This is a genomic window from Streptomyces sp. KM273126 (assembly GCF_004337435.2).
GTDB classification, from domain to species: domain Bacteria; phylum Actinomycetota; class Actinomycetes; order Streptomycetales; family Streptomycetaceae; genus Streptomyces; species Streptomyces acidicola.
Genome location: NZ_SJXB02000001.1, coordinates 253631 through 272594, shown reverse-complemented (window position 1 = coordinate 272594; position 18964 = coordinate 253631). Strand labels below are relative to the sequence as shown.

Here is an 18964-nt window from a genome sequence, read left to right as displayed (position 1 = left end):
CACCGCTGCCGAGCGCCCCGGCGGCCGCCCTGACCGCGTGCCCGTCCATATGGCGTCCGTGAGCCGGCTGGGCGCCGCGCACCCCAGGCAGGAGGGGCCGACGGACCTGCGGCTGGTGCCGCCCGCGCTGGCGGCCTGGACGACAGCGGCTTTCACGCTCGACGCCCCGGTCGAGTGGGTCATCGGTGTGGTGGTGGTCTGCCTGATCGTGGGTGGTGCCCTGCTCCTGGGTGGTTCCCTGCTCGTGGCCCGGCGGCACCGTGCGCACGAGCCGACGCCCGATCGGCCGACTCACGGGCCCCGGACCAGCAGATCCGAGCGGGCGGGGCGTAGCAGGCCGTGGCACAGGGTCTCCATCGCCGCCGTCCTGCTCTGTGCCGCCGCGGCAGCGGCCTCCGCCGGACTGCACGGGGCGGACCTGCGGCGCGGCCCGGTCCCCGCGCTGGCACGTCAGTACGCGCATGTGACGGCCGATGTAGAGCTCACCTCCGATCCACGGCTCACCCGCCCCCGGATCGGAGGAGACCACGCGGCCCCCACGGCCGTACTGCTGAACGCCGAGGTCCGGCGGGTGAAGAAGCCGGACGGTACGGTCCTCGCGACGCGGACGCCGGTCCTGGTGATGGTGGATGCGAGGTCGGGGCCCAGCAGGGGCGGGAGTCCAGGGGCGGGGAGTAGCGGCAGCCCGCGGGCAGGGAGTGACGGGAGCCCGGGGGCGCAGGGCGGCGGCTCCGAGCGTGGTGTCTGGCTGTCGCTGCTCCCGTCGACGCGGGTACGTGTCGCCGCGCAGGTCGTGCCGGCCATGGTCGGTGGGGACCGGATCGCCGCCGTGCTCCGCGTCCGGGGCGGCGGGCCGCCGGAGGTCGTTGGGGAGGCGTCCGGGGTGCAGCGGTTCGCCGGGACGCTGCGGAGCGGGCTGCGGGAGGCGACGGACGGGCTGGACGCGGACGCGCGGGCGTTGCTGCCGGGCTTCGTCGTCGGCGACACCTCGCGGGTGCCGGTCGAGTTGGACGAGGCCTTCAAGGCGACTGATCTCACCCATCTCCTGGCCGTCAGCGGGGCGAACTTCACCATCCTCCTCGCCCTGTTCATCGGTCCGCCCGGGCTTGCCCAACGCGTCGAGCGCAGAGGGCTCGCGCCGCGGCTGGGTATCCCGTTGCGGGCGACCGCGCTGGCCGGAGGCGCGCTGACGCTGGGTTTCGTGATCGTGTGCCGGCCGGATCCGAGCGTGCTGCGAGCCGCGGCCTGCGGGTCGATCGCGTTGCTGGCCATCGCGACCGGGCGCCGCAGGTCGCTGATTCCCGCGCTGGCCACGGCGGTTCTGCTGCTGGTGCTGTACGACCCGTGGCTGGCCCGCAGCTACGGGTTCCTGCTCTCGGTCCTCGCGACCGGTGCCCTGCTCACCCTTGCCCCACGGTGGAGCGCGGCGCTCCAGCGGCGTCGGGTGCCGCCGGGCCCGGCCGAGGCGCTGGCCGCGGCTGCCGCCGCCCAGGCGGTGTGCGCCCCGGTCGTCGCGGTGCTGTCGGCGCGGGTGAGCCTGGTGGCGGTGCCGTGCAACCTGCTGGCCGAGTTCGCGGTGGCGCCGGCCACGGTGCTCGGGTTCGCCACACTGGCCACGGCACCTGTGGCGATGCCGGTCGCCAAGGTCCTCGCGTGGTGCGCGAGTTGGCCGGCCGGGTGGATCGCGGACATCGCGCGCACGGGGGCCGCCATGCCCGGCGCGGGAGTGGACTGGCCGGGGAGCTGGACGGGTGCGCTGCTGCTCGCCATGGTCACGGTGGTGGTCGTCCTCGTCGGGCGGCGGATCGTGAGCCGTCCCAGGATGTGCCTGGCAGGCCTTGTGGTGTTCCTGCTCGTGGTGGTGCAGCCGCCACCGCTGACCAGGGTGATCACCGGGTGGCCACCGCCCGGTTGGCGGTTCGCGATGTGCGACGTCGGACAGGGAGACGCGACCGTGCTCGCGGCGGGCGACGGGACGGGGGTGGTCGTGGACGCGGGACCCGATCCCATGCTGGTCGACCGCTGTCTGAGCGCGCTCGGCATCACCAGAATTGCACTCATCGTGCTGACTCACTTCCACGCCGATCATGTGGCCGGTCTGCCAGGCGTACTACGCGGACGGTCGGTGGGCGCGATCGAGACCACGGGGTTCGAGGAGCCGGTGGACCAGGCCGAGTTCGTACGGAGACAGGCCGCGGCCCGGCGTATTCCCGTGACGCGGGCCGTGGCGGGGGAGGAGCGGCGCACGGGGCGTCTGGCGTGGCGGGTGCTGTGGCCGCCGCCGAGCACCGGGCCCGCGCCAGAAGGACCCAACGACGCAAGCGTGACCATGCTCGTCCGGTCGGCCGGACTGACCCTGCTGATACTCGGCGATCTCGAACCCACGGCACAGCGGGCGTTGTTGAGATCCCCGGCCGCCGCGGATCTGGGAGCTGTGGATGTGGTGAAGGTCGCACACCACGGCTCGGCCTACCAGGATCCGGACCTCATACGTGCCGTGGCGCCGCGTCTGGCGCTCATCTCGGTGGGGGCGGACAACCTGTACGGCCACCCGGCGCCGAGCACGCTCGCGGCGCTGCGGGCCGTGGGCGCGACGGTGCTGCGTACCGACGAGGACGGGGCGATCGCCGTCGCCGGTGCGGCGCAGGGGCTGCGGGTGGCGAGAGACTGACGGCCTGGTGGACCGGACCGGACCGGACCGGACTGGTCGGGGTGACCAGGGGTCCGGCGGAGCGGTGAAAGACCGGCAGGGTGGTGAAGGGTGGTGAAAGACCGGCGAGGGTGTTCGGCGAGGCGGGCCGGCTCGGGATCCCGTACGACCATCTCGCGCTGCTGGTAGGGACGGCGGATGGGGGTGGCGTACCGGGCGCGCTTCGGGATCGAGTTGGAGCGGGTACCGGAGGTGAGAAAGGCGGATAAGGGGGCTTAATTGGCGTTACTCATGCGTAGTACCGTCACAAGTGCTGGATTTCCGCGATGTGGTCACCAGTTGCCTCGAAAGTCACATCAGTGGTCGAATGCATCTTCGGCAACAGGTGGTGTCGAATCACGCAGGGATGTGTCGCAGATGCTGGGCCGCTGGCGGGAGAACCGAGCGAAGCAGGGGCAACGGGGCGGCCCCATGAGTGCGGTACGGGTTCCGCCCGGTGCCGGGGTGCTCAGTTGCCGGGTGCTCGATCCGGTGAACGAGCCCGTGCAGCAGGCGGAGTTCGTGGTCAGTGACGCGATGGGCCGCAAGATCGTCGGCGGGGGCACGGACCCGTACGGGTCGTTCATCGCGGCGGTGCCGGCGGGGAGTACCGGCTCGCGGTGTCGGCCGAGGGGTACACGCCGTACCGGGCGAACGCCGTCGTCGGCGAGAGCGCGCTGGCCTCGCTCGGTGATGTGACCCTGCAGATCGCCCAGCCGTACGAGCTGCCCAGGGCGGGCGACTGGGAGATCGAGCCGACGCATTCCTCGATCGGGTTCACCGCGCGGCACATCGGACTGGCGCATGTGCACGGGCGGTTCAACAGGTTCGCGGGGGCGATCCGGATCGGGGACTCCCCGGAGCGGTCGGCGATGCATGTGGTGATCGACGCGGCGTCCATCGACACGAACGTCAGGATGCGGGACGACCATCTGCGGTCGGCGGACTTCCTGGACGTGGAGCGGTTTCCGACGCTGGAGTTCTACAGCGAACGGTTCGTGCACAGGGGCGGCAACCGTTGGGCGATCACGGGGGCGCTGTCGCTGCACGGGGTGACGCGGACGGTCACGCTCGACACCGAGTACCTCGGGCTGGGCAACGGCATGGAGGGTGAGGAGCGGGCGGCCTGCAAGGCCACGACCGAGCTGCGGCGCGACGACTTCACGGTGAGCTGGCAGACGATGCTCGCGCGGGGCATCGCGGTCGTGGGGCCCAGCATTCGAGTCGACCTCGATGTGCAGATCGTGCCCAAGGGCTGAACCGGGGTTCGGTTGTGCTCGGTGGCGGTGGCGGTGGCGGTGGCGGTGAAGAGGGGTGCGGGCCCGGCGTGGGGCGTGGCCGGGCCGGCGGAAAATGTCTCCGTGACTGATGTGAGACATGTGCTGGTGCTGCCTGACCGCGAGGCCGCGGAGGAGGTGGCGGAGGCGCTGGCCGACCGCTTCGGGCTGGACGAGGAGCCCCAGCTCGTCCGGGACGCGCTGGCAGGGGAGGACGACGCCGAGGACGCACAGTGGCTGGTCGTCCTGCGGGACGAGACGGAGCGGCTCGATCCCGCCGAGTTGGAGGAGTTCGCGGGGGAGTGGGACGGCTGGCGGGAGGAGCCGTAGCTCCGCGCTGTCAGTGGTGCGTGGGATGCTGTGAGAGATGGCCAGGAAGACTGCGAATGACGACCCTCTCGCCCCGGTCACGGTTGCCGTGGGCCAGGAGGACCTCCTGCTCGACCGTGCCGTGCAGGAGGTGGTGGCCGCCGCGAAGGCCGCCGACGCCGACACGGACGTACGTGACCTGACCCCGGACCAGTTGCAGCCCGGGACGCTCGCCGAGTTGACGAGTCCGTCGCTCTTCGCGGAGCGGAAGGTCGTGGTCGTACGCAACGCGCAGGATCTCTCGGCCGACACGGTCAAGGACGTGAAGGCGTATCTCGGGGCACCAGCCGAGGAGATCACCCTTGTGCTGCTGCACGCGGGCGGTGCCAAGGGCAAGGGGCTGCTGGACGCGGCGCGCAAGGCGGGGGCGCGGGAGGTGGCGTGCCCGAAGATGACGAAGCCGGCGGAGCGGCTGAGCTTCGTGCGGGGGGAGTTCCGCACCTTGGGGCGGTCGGCCACGCCCGAGGCGTGCCAGGCGCTCGTGGACGCGATCGGGAGTGATCTGCGGGAGCTGGCGTCCGCGGCGTCGCAGTTGGTCGCGGACGTCGAGGGGACGATCGACGAGGCCGTGGTCGGGCGGTACTACACCGGGCGGGCCGAGGCATCGAGTTTCGAGGTGGCGGACCGGGCGGTGGAGGGTCGGGCCGCGGAGGCGTTGGAGGCGCTGCGGTGGTCTCTGTCGACGGGGGTCGCACCCGTGCTGATCACCAGTGCGCTGGCTCAGGGGGTGCGGGCCATCGGGAAGCTGTCCTCGGCGAGGGGCGGCCGGCCGGCCGATCTCGCGCGGGAGTTGGGGATGCCGCCGTGGAAGATCGATCGGGTGCGGCAGCAGATGCGGGGGTGGACGCCGGACGGAGTGGCCGTTGCCCTGCGAGCTGTTGCCGAGGCCGATGCGGGGGTCAAGGGCGGGGGCGACGATCCTGAGTACGCGTTGGAGAAGGCGGTTGTGACGATCGCCCGGGCTGCGCGCTCTCGGCGGGGCTGAGCGGACCGGCCCTGGGGGCCTCTCCTCGGGCGTCGGACGGCCGGGTGTGGCTGGGTAGGGCTGGCAGCGCTCGACCGGGACGGGACGACTGGGCAGGGGCAGGGGCAGGGGCAGGGGCAGGGGCAGGGGCAGGGACAGGGACAGCGGCAGGGACAGCGGCAGGGGCCGACAGGCCGCGTACAGAATGCCGAAAGGCCCCGATCCACCCCCCGGGGGAAGGGAGACGGAACCGGGGCCTTCGGTTCAAGCTTGTGGGTCCACGCCCGCGTGGCGAACGCAGGCCGCGCGTGAACCCGGGGTGCCGGATGGGAGCGGATGAGAGAGGGCCCGCTCTGGGTCCAGCCCGACGGTCAAGTCAGGAGTGAGTCAGAAGACGAGTCCGGGTGGACTCGGCCGACTCAGCCCTTGAGGGCAGTGACCTGGGAAGCCAGCGCCGACTTCTTGTTGGCGGCCTGGTTCTTGTGGATGACGCCCTTGGAGACGGCCTTGTCGAGCTTGCGCGAGGCCTCGCGCAGGGCGAGGGTCGCCTTCTCCACGTCACCCGCGGCCGTGGCCTCGCGGGTCTTGCGGATCGCGGTCTTCAGGGAAGACTTGACGGCCTTGTTGCGCAGCCGGGCCTTCTCGTTGGTCTTGATCCGCTTGATCTGGGACTTGATGTTCGCCACGAATGAGCCTTTTCAGGTTCAGGCACGTGGGACGTCGCAACGCCTCACGCGCCGGTGATTGATCTTCGAATGGACCGCCGGAGACCCGGCGGAGCCGATCGCGCCTCGCGCTGAGAGGGCATGAGGCACAGCCCCCCACGGTACCAGCCGCCTTCCGGCCGACCCAAACCGGTCCCGCACCGCACCAGTGCCGTCCGGCACCCATGGAAGTGCCCGCCCACCGAACCCTGAGCCCTCACCCACCCGCCCAAGACGCCCCCGTGCCGCCCGAACCGGTCTCTACTCCTCACCCGTGGGACCATTGGAGCCTACGTATCGATCCGACCCGAGACCGCAGACACTGCGGACGCCTCAAGAATCAGGACCCTGCGTGCCCGCGATCCCCAGCCATGTGCCCGAGCCGAGCCGTACCGACCCGGCGCTGATCCGCAACTTCTGCATCATCGCGCACATCGACCACGGCAAGTCCACGCTCGCCGACCGGATGCTCCAGCTGACCGGTGTCGTTGAGCAGCGGCAGATGCGCGCCCAGTACCTCGACCGCATGGACATCGAGCGCGAGCGCGGCATCACGATCAAGTCCCAGGCGGTGCGGTTGCCGTGGGCTCCAACCCAGGAACCCGGCAACACGCACATCCTCAACATGATCGACACCCCCGGGCACGTCGACTTCACCTACGAGGTCTCGCGGTCGCTCGCGGCCTGCGAGGGGACCGTCCTCCTCGTCGACGCGGCCCAGGGCATCGAGGCCCAGACCCTCGCCAACCTGTATCTGGCGATGGAGAACGACCTCGCGATCATCCCTGTGCTCAACAAGATCGACCTTCCGGCCGCGCAGCCCGAGAAGTTCGCCGAGGAGCTCGCCAATCTCGTCGGGTGCGACCCCGACGACGTGCTGAAGGTCTCCGCCAAGACCGGGCTGGGCGTAGAGGCCCTGCTCGACAAGGTCGTCGCCGAGATTCCCGCCCCCGTCGGAATCAAGGACGCGCCCGCGCGGGCCATGATCTTCGACTCCGTGTACGACTCCTACCGGGGTGTCGTGACGTACGTGCGAGTCGTCGACGGGCAGCTCAACAAGCGTGAGCGGATCCGGATGATGTCCACCGGCGCCACCCACGAGCTGCTGGAGATCGGGACCAACTCGCCGGAGATGCTCGGTGCCGACGGCCTCGGCGTGGGTGAGGTGGGTTACCTCATCACCGGTGTGAAGGACGTCCGCCAGTCCAAGGTCGGTGACACGATCACCAGCCTGAGCAAGGGCGCGACCGAACCCCTCGGCGGGTACAAGGACCCCAAGCCGATGGTGTTCTCCGGCCTCTACCCCCTCGACGGCTCCGACTACCCGGAGCTGCGCGACGCCCTCGACAAGCTTCAGCTCAACGACGCCGCGCTGGTCTACGAGCCGGAGACCTCCGCCGCCCTCGGCTTCGGTTTCCGCGTCGGCTTCCTGGGGCTGCTGCACCTCGACGTCGTCCGTGAGCGGCTTGAGCGGGAGTTCGGGCTCGACCTCATCGCCACCGCGCCGAACGTGGTCTACCGCGTGGTGATGGAGGACGGCACCGAGCACACGGTCACCAACCCGAGCGAGTTCCCCGAGGGCAAGATCAACGAGGTGTACGAGCCGGTCGTACGCGCCACGATCCTCGCCCCGAGCGAGTTCATCGGCTCGATCATGGAGCTGTGCCAGACACGGCGCGGCACCCTCCTCGGCATGGACTACCTCTCCGAGGACCGCGTCGAGATCCGTTACACCCTCCCGCTCGCCGAGATCGTCTTCGACTTCTTCGATCAGCTGAAGTCCAAGACCCGCGGCTACGCCTCCCTCGACTACGAGCCCACCGGCGAGCAGACCTCCAGCCTGGTCAAGGTCGACATCCTGCTGCACGGCGACAAGGTGGACGCCTTCTCCGCGATCACGCACCGCGACCAGGCCTACGCCTACGGAGTGCGGCTCGTCGCCAAGCTCAAGGAGCTGATCCCGCGGCAGGCCTTCGAGGTGCCCGTCCAGGCGGCCATCGGCTCCCGGGTCATCGCCCGCGAGACCATCCGCGCCATCCGCAAGGACGTCCTCGCCAAGTGCTACGGCGGTGACATCTCCCGTAAGCGGAAGCTGCTGGAGAAGCAGAAGGAAGGCAAGAAGCGGATGAAGATGGTGGGCTCTGTGGAGGTTCCGCAAGAGGCCTTCATCGCCGTCCTGTCCAGCGACGACGGCGGTGGGTCCGGGAAGGGCAAGAAGTAGGGAGTATGGGCGGAAAGCGCAGGAAGTAAGGGCGCAAGGGGCAGGAAGTAGGGGCGCGTAGGGGGCGGTCGCCTGCCCCCGCAAGGCGCGGTGGCCTCTCGGCGTAACGCCTGTTACCCATGGAAACCCGGGCAGAAGACGGGCAGAAGAGGGGTAGAAGGCGGGCAGGCTGCGGGCGGACATCGGGCAGGGTGCGGGCCCGTCGCGTTTCGGCGTGGCGGGCCCTACGTGCGCGTAGGGTCGCTCTCCGTAGGAGTTGTCCGTAGGAAGTGACAGGGCACCGCCCCTTACGCGCTGGGCGGCCGCGCTCTACCCTGATCACCACTCGATAGTTACTCGCGAGTTAAACAACAGCCGCTTTGAGCCAGCCGCACAGTCGCGGGCCCCGGAGGATGTCGTGAGCGACACACTGACCCTGATCGAGAACCGTCCGCCGTCCGTGGCGGCCCTCTTCCTGGAGCGCGTGGCGGCCACGCCCGACGCGGAGGCCTACCGCTACCCCGTGCCCTCGTCCTCCAACGCGGGTCCGGACGAGTGGAAGTCGCTCAGCTGGGCGCAGGCCGCCGAGCGGGTCCACGCCATCGCGGCCGGGCTGATCGAACTGGGTGTGCAGCCGGAACAGCGTGTCGCCCTCGCCTCGGCCACCCGGGTCGAGTGGATTCTCGCCGACCTCGGCATCATGTGCGCGGGCGCCGCGACCACGACCGTCTACCCGTCGACGAACGCCGACGAGTCCGCGTTCATCCTGTCCGACTCCGAGAGCAGGGTCCTCGTCGCGGAGGACGCCGCGCAGCTCGCCAAGGCCCGGGAGAAGCGGGCCGAGCTGCCCGAGCTGACCCATGTCGTCGTCATCGACCCGGCCGGCGCGGACCTCTCCGAGGACTGGACCCTCTCGCTCGCCGAGCTGGAGAAGCGCGGCGCAGCGTACCTGGAGAAGAATCCCGACCTGATCAAGGACAAGGTCGGCGCGATCACCTCCGAGCAACTCGCCACCCTCATCTACACCTCGGGCACCACGGGCCGTCCCAAGGGCGTCCGCCTCCCGCACGACAACTGGTCGTACATGGCGAAGGCGATCGCCGCGACGGGCCTGATCAGCACCGATGACGTGCAGTACCTGTGGCTGCCGCTCGCCCATGTCTTCGGCAAGGTGCTCACCTCCGGGCAGATCGAGGTCGGCCACGTCACCGCGGTCGACGGCCGCGTCGACAAGATCATCGAGAACCTGCCGGTCGTCCAGCCGACGTACATGGCCGCCGTGCCGCGTGTCTTCGAGAAGGTCTACAACGGGGTCGCCGCCAAGGCCCGCGCGGGCGGGCCCGCCAAGTACAGGATCTTCCAGTGGGCGGCCCAGGTCGCGCGCGAGTACGCCAACGTCAGCCAGGACAACTTCCGGCGGACCGGCAGCGCTTCGGTGCCGTTCGGGCTGGGAGCCAAGCACGCGGTCGCGGACGCGCTGGTCTTCAAGAAGCTGCGCGAGGCCTTCGGTGGACATCTGCGGGCCTGTGTCTCCGGGTCCGTCGCGCTGGCCCCCGAGATCGGCTTCTTCTTCGCCGGCGCGGGCATCCACATCCTGGAGGGGTACGGCCTCACGGAGTCGTCCGCCGCGTCCTTCGTCAACCCCGGTGAGGCGTACCGGACCGGCACGGTCGGCAAGCCGCTGCCCGGCTGTGAGGTGCGCATCGCCGACGACGGCGAGATCCTGCTGCGCGGTCCGGGAATCATGGAAGGCTACCACAAGCTGCCGGAGAAGACCGCCGAAGTCCTGGAGCCCGACGGCTGGTTCCACACCGGCGACATCGGCGAACTCTCGCCCGACGGCTACCTCCGCATCACCGACCGCAAGAAGGACCTGTTCAAGACCTCCGGCGGCAAGTACATCGCGCCGACCGAGGTCGAGGGCCAGTTCAAGGCCCTGTGCCCGTTCGTGTCCAACGTCATGGTGATCGGTGCCGACCGCAACTTCTGCACCGCGCTCATCGCCCTCGACGAGCCGACCCTCCTCGGCTGGGCCAAGGAGAACGGCATGGGCGGCAAGTCGTACGAGGACGTCGTCGCCTCTCCCGCGATGGTCGAGCTCATCGACGGCTACGTGCAGCGTCTCAACACGGGCCTTCAGCGGTGGCAGACCGTCAAGAAGTTCCGCCTCCTGCCTCGCGATCTGGACGTGGAGCACGGTGAGCTGACGCCGAGCCTGAAGTTGAAGCGGCCGGTGGTGGAGCGGGAGTACCAGCACCTGATCGAGGAGATGTACGCCGGCGCCAGGGAGGCGTAGAGGGATCTCCGTCGCGCGGGGCCGCATATCGATATTTCGATATGCGGCCCCGCGCCCCTTTTCGGGGCGCATCGATGCAGGGGGGCGTAGAGATACAGGGGGCGTAGAGATAGAGGGGGGCGCAGATCGGATGCCCGAATCTGCCGCTCTTTCTGATCATCCCTCTTTCTGACCGTCTTCGAGCACCCGCGTAGCACTGTTCTCACTCATGATGGCCCACTTCGGTAACTCCGTGCTTATGGGCGTGGTCAGTCTGTCACGCTGTCCCTGCCGCCTGAGATCTATCGTCGAACTGCTCCGGGAGCCGCACAGTGGGGGCCATTCCGACGCAACGCGAGTCGACGACTCGCGCCCCTGGTACACCGGCGCACCAGGGAACGGACCGGCGCGCGGTCGCACATGTGTCGCTGCCCGGCGGCCCGCTCGCGCCCGGAGCCGCCCGCCGCTTCGCCCGCGCCGGCCTGGACGAGTGGGCCCAGCTCGCGCTCCCCGGCGCCGAAGCCCTCACCGACCGGTTCGTCGGCGACGTCCTGATCGTGGTCAGCGAGCTGGTCACCAACGCCGTAGTGCACGCCGGCACGGACGTCGAGCTGCTGTGCCGTCTGGAGCCCCCCGAGCCTCCCGACGAGGATTCCGCCCACGTCGTCGTCGAGGTCTCCGACCACCACCCCGCGCGCGCCGTACGCGACGACGGCGCCGAACGCCCGTACAGCACCGAGCGCCCCCACGGCACCGAACCCTCCTACGGCACCCCGGAGTACGGGCGCGGCCTGCGGCTCGTCTCCGCGCTCTGCGACGCCTGGGGCATCACCTACCGCACCGGCGTGAAGACCGTCTGGGCACGCCTGCCCGTCGACGGGGCCGCGGCCGTCGAGGAGAGGACCGAGGCGTACGCCGCCGACGCCGCCTTCGGACACGGGACGATCGCCGTCGACGTACTCGCCCCCGCACCGAGGCGGACCATGGAGAGCGACCGGGAATGGCTGAACCGCGGCGCCCTCTCCTTCCTCGCCGAGGCCTCCGACCTGCTGGCCGGGCAGCTCGACGAGGACCTGGTCGCCGCGCTCGCCGGACAGTTGCTGGTGCCGCGCCTGGCCGACTGGTGCGCGGTGTGGCTGGAGGACGAGGGCATGGGCTGGCGCGGGGCCGAGGCCGACTTCGGCTCGGGACCCCGGCTCGCCCGCGTCTGGCACGTCAGCGAGAACCGCATCGAGGACCTGCGCCACGCGCTGGAGAAGGACCCGCCCCGGCTGCCGGAGTCCGTACGGTCGCGGGCGGTGCCGGTGGCGTGGCCCGGTGAGGCACTCGGCGACCAGGACGAGACCGGGACCGCCCTCGCGTACCGGCTGATCGCGGGCGGACGGCCGCTGGGCACACTCGTCATCGGGCGGGCCGGACTGCTCCGCTTCGCGGACGAGGTCACCGGGCTCGTCGAGGACCTCAGCCGCCGGGTGGCCCTCGCGATCGGCGCGGCCCGCCAGTACGCCCGCCAGGCCACCATCAGCCGGGTCCTCCAGCGCGGCCTGCTGCCCGGCGCGGTCGCCGAGATCCCCGGGATGCACAGCGCGCTCGTGTACGAGCCGTGCGACAAGGGCGGGCCCAGCGGCGACTTCTACGACCTGTTCCCGGCGGGCGACGGCCGCTGGTGCTTCGCCCTCGGAGACGTGCAGGGCAAGGGCCCCGAGGCCGCCGTCGTCATCGGCCTCGCCCGGCCCTGGCTGCGGCTGCTCGCCCGCGAGGGCTACCAGGTCGCCGACGTCCTCGACCGCCTCAACCAGCTCCTCCTCGACGACGCCACCGAGGCGGCAGACGCCGCCGCCCGAGCCCTGGTCACGGCCGGCGGCCCCGGCCTCGGCGCCGACGAGGGCCCCCAGACCCGTTTCCTGTCCCTCCTGTACGGCGAGCTCGTCCCCTACGAAGGCGGCGTCCAGTGCACCCTCGCCTCCGCCGGACACCCCCTGCCGCTGGTCCTGGGCCCCGACGGCGACGTACGCACCGCCGCCGAACCGCAGACCCTGCTCGGTGTGATCGAGGACACCGCGTACATCTCCGAGACCTTCGCCCTGCACCCCGGTGACACGCTGCTGTGCGTCACCGACGGAGTGACCGAGCGGCGCTGCGGATCGGTGATGTTCGACGACGGGGACGGGCTCGCGGTCGCCCTGTCCGGCTGCACCGGGCTGAACGCACAGCTCATCGCGGAGCGGATCACGAGGCTGGTGCACGAGTTCGGCGAGCGGCCGCCGGAGGACGATCTGGCGTTGCTGGTGTTGCAGGCGGAGTAGGCGACCGCACGCGGGTGGCCGACCGCACGGTGGAGGTCGCCGGTGCTGGACAATGGAACGCATGCCTTCCGCACTCCCCGACGGCGAGCCCGTCCCCGACGACGGGGCGCTGCCCGCGCACGCCCTGACCGGGGCCGCGGACCGGCCCCTCGGGTTCTACCTGCACGTCCCGTACTGCGCGACCCGCTGTGGCTACTGCGACTTCAACACCTACACGGCGACCGAACTGCGCGGAACGGGCGGGGTCCTCGCCTCCCGTGAGAACTACGCCGAGACCCTGATCGACGAGATCCGCCTGGCCCGCAAGGTGCTCGGCGACGACCCGCGCCCCGTCCGCACGGTCTTCGTCGGCGGCGGCACGCCCACGCTGCTGCCCGCCGGCGACCTCGTACGGATGCTGGGAGCGATCCGGGACGAGTTCGGGCTCGCGGACGACGCGGAGGTCACCACGGAGGCGAACCCGGAGTCGGTGGACCCGGCGTATCTCGACGCGCTGAGGGCGGGTGGCTTCAACCGGATCTCCTTCGGCATGCAGAGCGCCCGGCAGCACGTGCTGCGAGTGCTGGACCGTACCCACACCCCCGGCCGCCCCGAGCGGTGCGTCGCCGAGGCCCGGTCGGCGGGATTCGAGCACGTCAACCTCGACCTGATCTACGGCACCCCCGGGGAGTCGGACGACGACTGGCGGGCCTCCCTGGACGCGGCGATCGGGGCGGGCCCTGACCACGTGTCGGCGTACGCGCTGATCGTCGAGGAGGGCACGCAGCTCGCGCGGCGTATCCGCCGGGGCGAGGTCCCGATGACGGACGACGACGTCCACGCGGACCGCTACCTGATCGCGGACGAGACCCTGTCCGCGGCGGGCTACTCCTGGTACGAGGTCTCGAACTGGGCCACGTCCGCCGCGGGCCGCTGCCTCCACAACGAGCTGTACTGGCGCGGCGCCGACTGGTGGGGCGCGGGCCCCGGCGCCCACAGCCACGTTGGCGGGGTGCGCTGGTGGAACGTGAAGCACCCGGGGGCGTACGCGGCGGCGCTGGCGGCGGGGCGCTCGCCGGGCGCCGGGCGTGAGGTGCTCGCGGAGGAGGACCGGAGGGTCGAGCGGATTCTGCTGGAGCTGCGGTTGCGGGAGGGCTGTCCGCTGTCGCTCCTGCGGGATGAGGGCCTCAAGGCTTCGCGGCGGGCATTGGAGGACGGGCTCCTGGAGGGCGGGCCGTACGAGGAGGGGAAGGCAGTCCTTACGTTGCGGGGGCGGTTGCTGGCGGATGCAGTGGTCAGGGACTTGGTCGACTGATCACTCCGGCGAGTGAATCGGTGCGGAACTCCGGTTCGGTCCCTACCCTGTTTCGTAGGCTGCCGCCAAAAGGACGCGGCGGATGTGGAGGGCCACGGAGATGACCGCTGTGGACGAGTACGGAATGACCAAGTTCTTCGAGGGGTTCGAACCTCCGGAGGGCGTCACTGCCGAGCTTCTCCGGGGGGAAATCGTGATGATGGCCAGCCCTGATCTGGTGCACAACGTCATCGTGATGCTGATCGGCAGGCAGATCCCACTGGAACGCTGGTACTCCCTTCAGACACAGGACGTCGACATTGTCGACGAGGCCAGCGAGCCCGTTCCAGACTTGGTGGTTGTGGCTCCTGACGCCCTGCCCGACTCGGGCCGCCTTCTGCCGTCCCCGCTGATCACCATGGTCGTGGAGGTCGTCTCCAAGACCAGCGTCACACGGGACTACGGAGTCAAACGGTCGATCTACGCCGCTGGCAAAGTCCCCGCCTACCTGATCGCCGACCCGATCATGGCGCAATGCGTCCTGCTGACGAACCCCGCAGGCCTGGGTGAGGACGCCGACTACCGGCGCCAGGAGATCATCAAATTCGGAGACCCACTGCCGCTGGAGGTTCTGGGACTCGAACTGGACACCAGCGACTTCGGAACATTCCCCGGCGTCAGGCCCCACCGCTATCCGTAACGAAGTCGATCAGCTCCTCCACCCGCCCCAGCAACTCCGGCTCCAGGTCCTTGTAAGAGCGCACCGAGCCGAGGATCCGCTGCCACGCCTCCCCGGTGTTCGTCACACGCCAGCCCAGCGCCCGGCACACCCCCGTCTTCCAGTCCTGTCCGCGCGGCACCTGCGGCCACTCCGGGATGCCCACCGACGCCGGCTTCACGGCCTGCCAGATGTCCACGTACGGATGGCCCACCACCAGAGCGTGCTCGCTCGTCACCGACTCGGCGATACGGGACTCCTTGCTGCCCGGCACCAGGTGGTCCACCAGCACACCCAGGCGGGCGTCCGGGCCGGGCGCGAAGTCCGCGACGATGGCCGGCAGGTCGTCCACGCCCTCCAGGTACTCCACGACCACGCCCTCGATGCGCAGATCGTCGCCCCACACCTTCTCGACGAGCTCGGCGTCGTGGCGGCCCTCCACGTAGATGCGCCCGGCACGGGCCACGCGCGCGCGTGCGCGAGGGACGGCCACCGAACCGGATGCCGTGCGGGTGGTACGGGCAGGGCCCGAAGGCGGCCGTACGAGCGTCACCACGCGGCCCTCCAGCAGGAACCCCCGCGGCTCCAGCGGGAACACCCGGTGCTTGCCGAAGCGGTCCTCCAGGGTCACCGTGCCCGCCTCGCAGCGGATCACCGCGCCGCAGAAGCCGGTCCCGGGCTCCTCGACCACCAGCCCGGGCTCCGCCGGGACTTCCGGTACGGGCTTGGGCTTCTTCCACGGCGGGGTCAGGTCCGGCGAGTACTGGCGCATTCGGATGACGATACGAGAACCGGAGCGGTAACCGGAGCGGCGGTCATCACGACACGCCGAAGCGGGCCGCCAGCGCGTCTCTCTGCGCCCGTACGAACGCCGCGTCCACCGCCGCCCCGTGCCCCGGCACGTACACCGCGTCCTCGCCGCCCAGGTCCAGCAGCCGGTCCAGCGCGGCCGGCCAGTGCGCGGGGACGGCGTCCGGACCCGCCTGGGGCTCGCCGGACTCCTCGACCAGGTCACCGCAGAAGACCACCTCCGGCGACGAGGGCGAGCCGGGCACCAGCACCGCCAGGTCGTGGGCCGTGTGGCCCGGGCCGACGTTCGCCAGGAGCACCTGCGTGCCGCCGCCCAGGTCCAGCGTCCACTCCCCGCTGACGTGGTGGCGGGGGCGGACGAGGAGGTCCGCGGCAGCGGCGGCCTCCTGAGCGTCCAGGCCGTACCGCACGGCGTCGGCCCGCAGTTCCTCGCGTGCGCGGTCGCCGGTGAGGACCATGTCCACGCCCACCGCGCCGTACACCTCGACTCCCGCGAAGGACGCCGCCCCGAAGACATGGTCGAAGTGCGGGTGCGTGAGCGCGAGATGTGTCACACGGAGGTCGCCACCCAGCAGCCACCGCGCCTCGGCGCCCAACCGCGCGCCCTCGCGCAGGCTCGACCCCGCGTCGATCATGAGAGCGGAACCGTCCCCGACGACCAGCCCGGCCGTGCAGTCCCACACCGGAAGGCGACAGCGCCCCACGCGCGGGCCAAGTTCCTCCCACCCGGACTCTTCCCAACTCACCGTCATACGCCGACGCTAACCCCAGGCCCTCAGGGGCGACGGATTCTCCCTGTGCCGGCGTTCCGCGTGTACTCGCCGGTACGACATCGCGGGACACGTCGGTACACGTCGGCATGACAAGGCGTGGCCGCCCTTGCCGGGGCCGTACCCCACCGCCGTACACTGGTGGGAATGCTGGCACTCGCCCGCGGTGAGTGCCAAGGGGGAGTCGCAAGGACGCGCGGGGACGCGCAAGGACGGAAGTACTGGAGGTGTGCGCGATGCTCAGCGAACGCAGGCTCGAAGTGCTGCGCGCCATCGTCCAGGACTACGTCGGCACCGAGGAACCGGTGGGTTCCAAGGCGCTCACCGAGCGGCACAGGCTCGGTGTCTCCCCGGCCACCGTCCGCAACGACATGGCGGCCCTCGAAGAGGAGGGGTACATCGCCCAGCCGCACACCAGCGCCGGGCGCATCCCCACCGACAAGGGCTACCGCCTCTTCGTCGACAAGCTGGCCGCGGTCAAGCCGATGACCCCACCGGAGCGGCGCGCCATCCAGAACTTCCTGGAGGGCGCCGTCGACCTGGACGACGTGGTCGGCCGGACCGTACGGCTGCTGGCGCAGCTCACGCGGCAGGTCGCCGTCGTGCAGTACCCGTCGCTCACGCGGTCCACGGTGCGGCACGTAGAGCTGCTGTCGCTGGCGCCCGCGCGCGTGATGCTCGTACTGATCACGGACACCGGGCGGGTGGAGCAGCGCATGATCGACTGCCACGCCCCGTTCGGGGAAACATCCCTCGCGGATCTGCGCGCACGGCTCAACAGCCGTGTGGCGGGCCGCCGTTTCGCGGACGTGCCGCAACTCGTGGAGGACCTTCCGGAGGCCTTCGACGTCGAGGACCGCGGCAGCGTCTCAACCGTGCTCTCCGCCCTTCTGGAAACGCTCGTCGAGGAGCGGGAGGAGCGGCTGATGATCGGCGGAACCGCCAATCTGACCCGCTTCGGACATGACTTCCCCCTCACGATCCGGCCGGTGCTCGAAGCGCTGGAGGAGCAGGTCGTGCTCCTCAAGTTGCTGGGCGAGGCGAAGGATTCGGGCATGACCGTGCGTATCGGCCATGAGAACGCGCATGAGGGACTCAACTCCACGTCCGTGGTCTCAGTGGGCTACGGTTCGGGCGGCGAGGCAGTAGCAAAACTCGGCGTGGTCGGACCGACCCGCATGGACTATCCGGGAACGATGGGAGCAGTACGAGCGGTGGCACGTTACGTCGGACAGATCCTGGCGGAGTCGTAAGTGGCCACGGACTACTACGCCGTACTCGGCGTGCGCCGCGATGCGTCCCAGGAAGAGATCAAGAAGGCGTTCCGCAGACTCGCGCGCGAGCTGCACCCGGACGTCAACCCCGATCCGAAGACGCAGGAGCGGTTCAAGGAGATCAACGCCGCGTACGAGGTGTTGTCGGACCCGCAGAAGAAGCAGGTCTACGACCTCGGCGGTGACCCGCTGTCCCAGGCGGGCGGCGGTGCGGGCGGCTTCGGCGCCGGCGGGTTCGGGAACTTCTCGGACATCATGGACGCGTTCTTCGGTACGGCGTCCCAGCGCGGCCCGCGGTCGCGCACCCGCCGGGGCCAGGACGCGATGATCCGGCTGGATGTCGAGCTCGACGAGGCGGCCTTCGGCACGACGAAGGACATCCAGGTCGACACGGCCGTCGTCTGCAAGACCTGCAACGGCGAGGGCGCTGCCCCCGGCACGTCCGCCCAGACCTGTGACATGTGCCGCGGCCGCGGTGAGGTGTCCCAGGTCACCCGGTCCTTCCTGGGCCAGGTCATGACGTCCCGCCCCTGCCCGCAGTGCCAGGGCTTCGGCACGGTCGTCCCGAACCCGTGCCCCGAGTGCGCGGGCGACGGCCGGGTGCGGTCCCGCCGCACGCTTACCGTGAAGATCCCGGCCGGTGTCGACAACGGCACGCGGATCCAGCTCGCGGGCGAGGGTGAGGTCGGCCCCGGCGGCGGCCCGGCAGGCGACCTGTACGTCGAGATCCACGAGCTCCCGCACTCGACGTTCCAGCGCCGCGGCGACGACCTGCACTGCACGGTCACCATCCCGATGACCGCGGCGGCACTCGGCACGAAGGTGCCGTTGGAGACCCTCGACGGCCTGGAGGAGGTCGACATCCGCCCGGGCACCCAGTCCGGCCAGTCGATCCCGCTGCACGGGCGCGGCGTCACGCATCTGCGGGGCGGCGGCCGCGGCGACCTCATCGTGCACGTCGAGGTCACGACCCCGACCAAGCTCGACCCCGAGCAGGAGCGCCTGCTGCGCGAGCTGTCGAAGCTGCGGGGCGAGGAGCGGCCGACGGGGCAGTTCCAGCCGGGGCAGCAGGGCTTGTTCTCCCGTTTGAAGGACGCGTTCAACGGGCGCTGACGTGGGCGGGCGCGGGAGCTGTTCCCGCGCCCGGCGGAGGCTACCGAGTGCCGCTGGGCGGTGTCGCCGACTGGCCTGATCTCGCCCTGGCCCCGTCCTGACCTAGCCCTGAGCTCGCCCTGGCTCCGTCCTGACCCAGCCCTGAGCTCGCCCTGATCCTGCCCGTGAGGGGAACCCCTCCACCGTTCCTGAAGCGTGCCCGTTCCCCTGGCCTGTGCCCAG

13 protein-coding genes and 2 pseudogenes are annotated in these 18964 nt (G+C 70.6%); 12 read left to right on the top strand and 3 right to left on the bottom strand.

Features of this window, described 5'->3' with window-relative positions:
- Window positions 1-49: 49 nt before the first annotated feature.
- The 5 genes and pseudogenes from E0500_RS01120 to holA all read left to right on the top strand — a co-directional run bounded on the left by E0500_RS01120 (window position 50) and on the right by holA (window position 5320).
- Window positions 50-2671, top strand: coding sequence for a ComEC/Rec2 family competence protein (locus E0500_RS01120; protein WP_131571929.1), 2622 nt, complete (start codon window positions 50-52; stop codon window positions 2669-2671).
- A 104-nt stretch (window positions 2672-2775) separates the two neighbouring features.
- A pseudogene (locus tag E0500_RS43450) lies at window positions 2776-2856 on the top strand (arylamine N-acetyltransferase); the annotation flags it as partial.
- Window positions 2857-3067: 211 nt separating this feature from the next.
- Window positions 3068-3948 (top strand): annotated as a pseudogene (locus E0500_RS01115) (YceI family protein).
- 102 nt (window positions 3949-4050) lie between these two features.
- Entirely contained in the window at window positions 4051-4296 is a 246-nt protein-coding gene (locus E0500_RS01110; protein ID WP_131571927.1) for a hypothetical protein, read from the top strand.
- Between the two features lie 37 nt (window positions 4297-4333).
- On the top strand, window positions 4334-5320 hold the full coding sequence (holA, locus tag E0500_RS01105) for a DNA polymerase III subunit delta (RefSeq protein ID WP_131571928.1): 987 nt from the start codon (window positions 4334-4336) through the stop codon (window positions 5318-5320).
- 398 nt (window positions 5321-5718) lie between these two features.
- Here the strand turns inward: holA and rpsT are convergent, their stop codons facing one another.
- Complete coding sequence (rpsT, locus tag E0500_RS01100) at window positions 5719-5985, bottom strand: 30S ribosomal protein S20 (RefSeq protein ID WP_131572356.1); 267 nt, start codon at window positions 5983-5985, stop codon at window positions 5719-5721.
- A 370-nt stretch (window positions 5986-6355) separates the two neighbouring features.
- Between rpsT and lepA the strand changes: the two genes are divergently transcribed.
- The 5 genes from lepA (at window position 6356) to E0500_RS01075 (ending at window position 14757) form a co-directional block, all read left to right on the top strand.
- Window positions 6356-8224 (top strand): translation elongation factor 4, encoded by a 1869-nt coding sequence (gene lepA / locus E0500_RS01095; protein WP_131569479.1) that lies wholly within the window; start codon window positions 6356-6358, stop codon window positions 8222-8224.
- 397 nt (window positions 8225-8621) lie between these two features.
- Window positions 8622-10499: a long-chain fatty acid--CoA ligase gene (locus E0500_RS01090; RefSeq protein WP_131569477.1), complete on the top strand. Its 1878-nt coding sequence runs from the start codon at window positions 8622-8624 to the stop codon at window positions 10497-10499.
- Window positions 10500-10810: 311 nt separating this feature from the next.
- A complete protein-coding gene (locus E0500_RS01085) occupies window positions 10811-12784 on the top strand; it encodes a SpoIIE family protein phosphatase (RefSeq protein ID WP_131569475.1) in 1974 nt (657 codons plus the stop codon).
- A gap of 61 nt (window positions 12785-12845) precedes the next feature.
- Window positions 12846-14078 carry a radical SAM family heme chaperone HemW gene (gene hemW, locus E0500_RS01080; protein WP_165935172.1) on the top strand — a complete coding sequence of 411 codons (1233 nt, stop codon included), beginning with the start codon at window positions 12846-12848 and terminating at the stop codon, window positions 14076-14078.
- Between the two features lie 100 nt (window positions 14079-14178).
- The gene (locus tag E0500_RS01075) at window positions 14179-14757 is read left to right on the top strand and encodes a Uma2 family endonuclease (RefSeq protein WP_258572582.1); all 579 of its coding nucleotides are present in this window, start codon (window positions 14179-14181) and stop codon (window positions 14755-14757) included.
- Here the strand turns inward: E0500_RS01075 and E0500_RS01070 are convergent.
- Both E0500_RS01070 and E0500_RS01065 read right to left on the bottom strand, forming a co-directional pair.
- A complete protein-coding gene (locus tag E0500_RS01070; RefSeq protein ID WP_131569469.1) occupies window positions 14735-15547 on the bottom strand; it encodes a DUF3097 domain-containing protein in 813 nt (270 codons plus the stop codon). The genes E0500_RS01075 and E0500_RS01070 overlap by 23 nt on opposite strands.
- A 46-nt stretch (window positions 15548-15593) precedes the next feature.
- Window positions 15594-16337, bottom strand: a complete 744-nt coding sequence (locus E0500_RS01065; RefSeq protein WP_131569467.1) for an MBL fold metallo-hydrolase — start codon at window positions 16335-16337, stop codon at window positions 15594-15596.
- A 254-nt stretch (window positions 16338-16591) separates the two neighbouring features.
- On the opposite strand from E0500_RS01065, the gene hrcA reads away from it, so the two are divergent.
- Window positions 16592-17608 (top strand): heat-inducible transcriptional repressor HrcA, encoded by a 1017-nt coding sequence (gene hrcA, locus E0500_RS01060; RefSeq protein WP_131569465.1) that lies wholly within the window; start codon window positions 16592-16594, stop codon window positions 17606-17608.
- The gene (gene dnaJ, locus E0500_RS01055) at window positions 17609-18742 is read left to right on the top strand and encodes a molecular chaperone DnaJ (RefSeq protein WP_131569463.1); all 1134 of its coding nucleotides are present in this window, start codon (window positions 17609-17611) and stop codon (window positions 18740-18742) included. It abuts the gene before it with no gap.
- Window positions 18743-18964: the final 222 nt, after the last annotated feature.

What these genes read in the sequence shown, in the direction of transcription:
- E0500_RS01120 (WP_131571929.1), top strand. Translation starts at nt 50, where the DNA reads ATGGCGTCCGTGAGCCGGCTGGGCGCCGCGCACCCCAGGCAGGAGGGG.
- holA (WP_131571928.1), top strand. Translation starts at nt 4,334, where the DNA reads ATGGCCAGGAAGACTGCGAATGACGACCCTCTCGCCCCGGTCACGGTT.
- hemW (WP_165935172.1), top strand. Translation starts at nt 12,846, where the DNA reads ATGCCTTCCGCACTCCCCGACGGCGAGCCCGTCCCCGACGACGGGGCG.
- E0500_RS01075 (WP_258572582.1), top strand. Translation starts at nt 14,179, where the DNA reads ATGACCGCTGTGGACGAGTACGGAATGACCAAGTTCTTCGAGGGGTTC.
- E0500_RS01070 (WP_131569469.1), bottom strand. Translation starts at nt 15,547, where the DNA reads ATGCGCCAGTACTCGCCGGACCTGACCCCGCCGTGGAAGAAGCCCAAG.
- E0500_RS01065 (WP_131569467.1), bottom strand. Translation starts at nt 16,337, where the DNA reads ATGACGGTGAGTTGGGAAGAGTCCGGGTGGGAGGAACTTGGCCCGCGC.
- hrcA (WP_131569465.1), top strand. Translation starts at nt 16,592, where the DNA reads ATGCTCAGCGAACGCAGGCTCGAAGTGCTGCGCGCCATCGTCCAGGAC.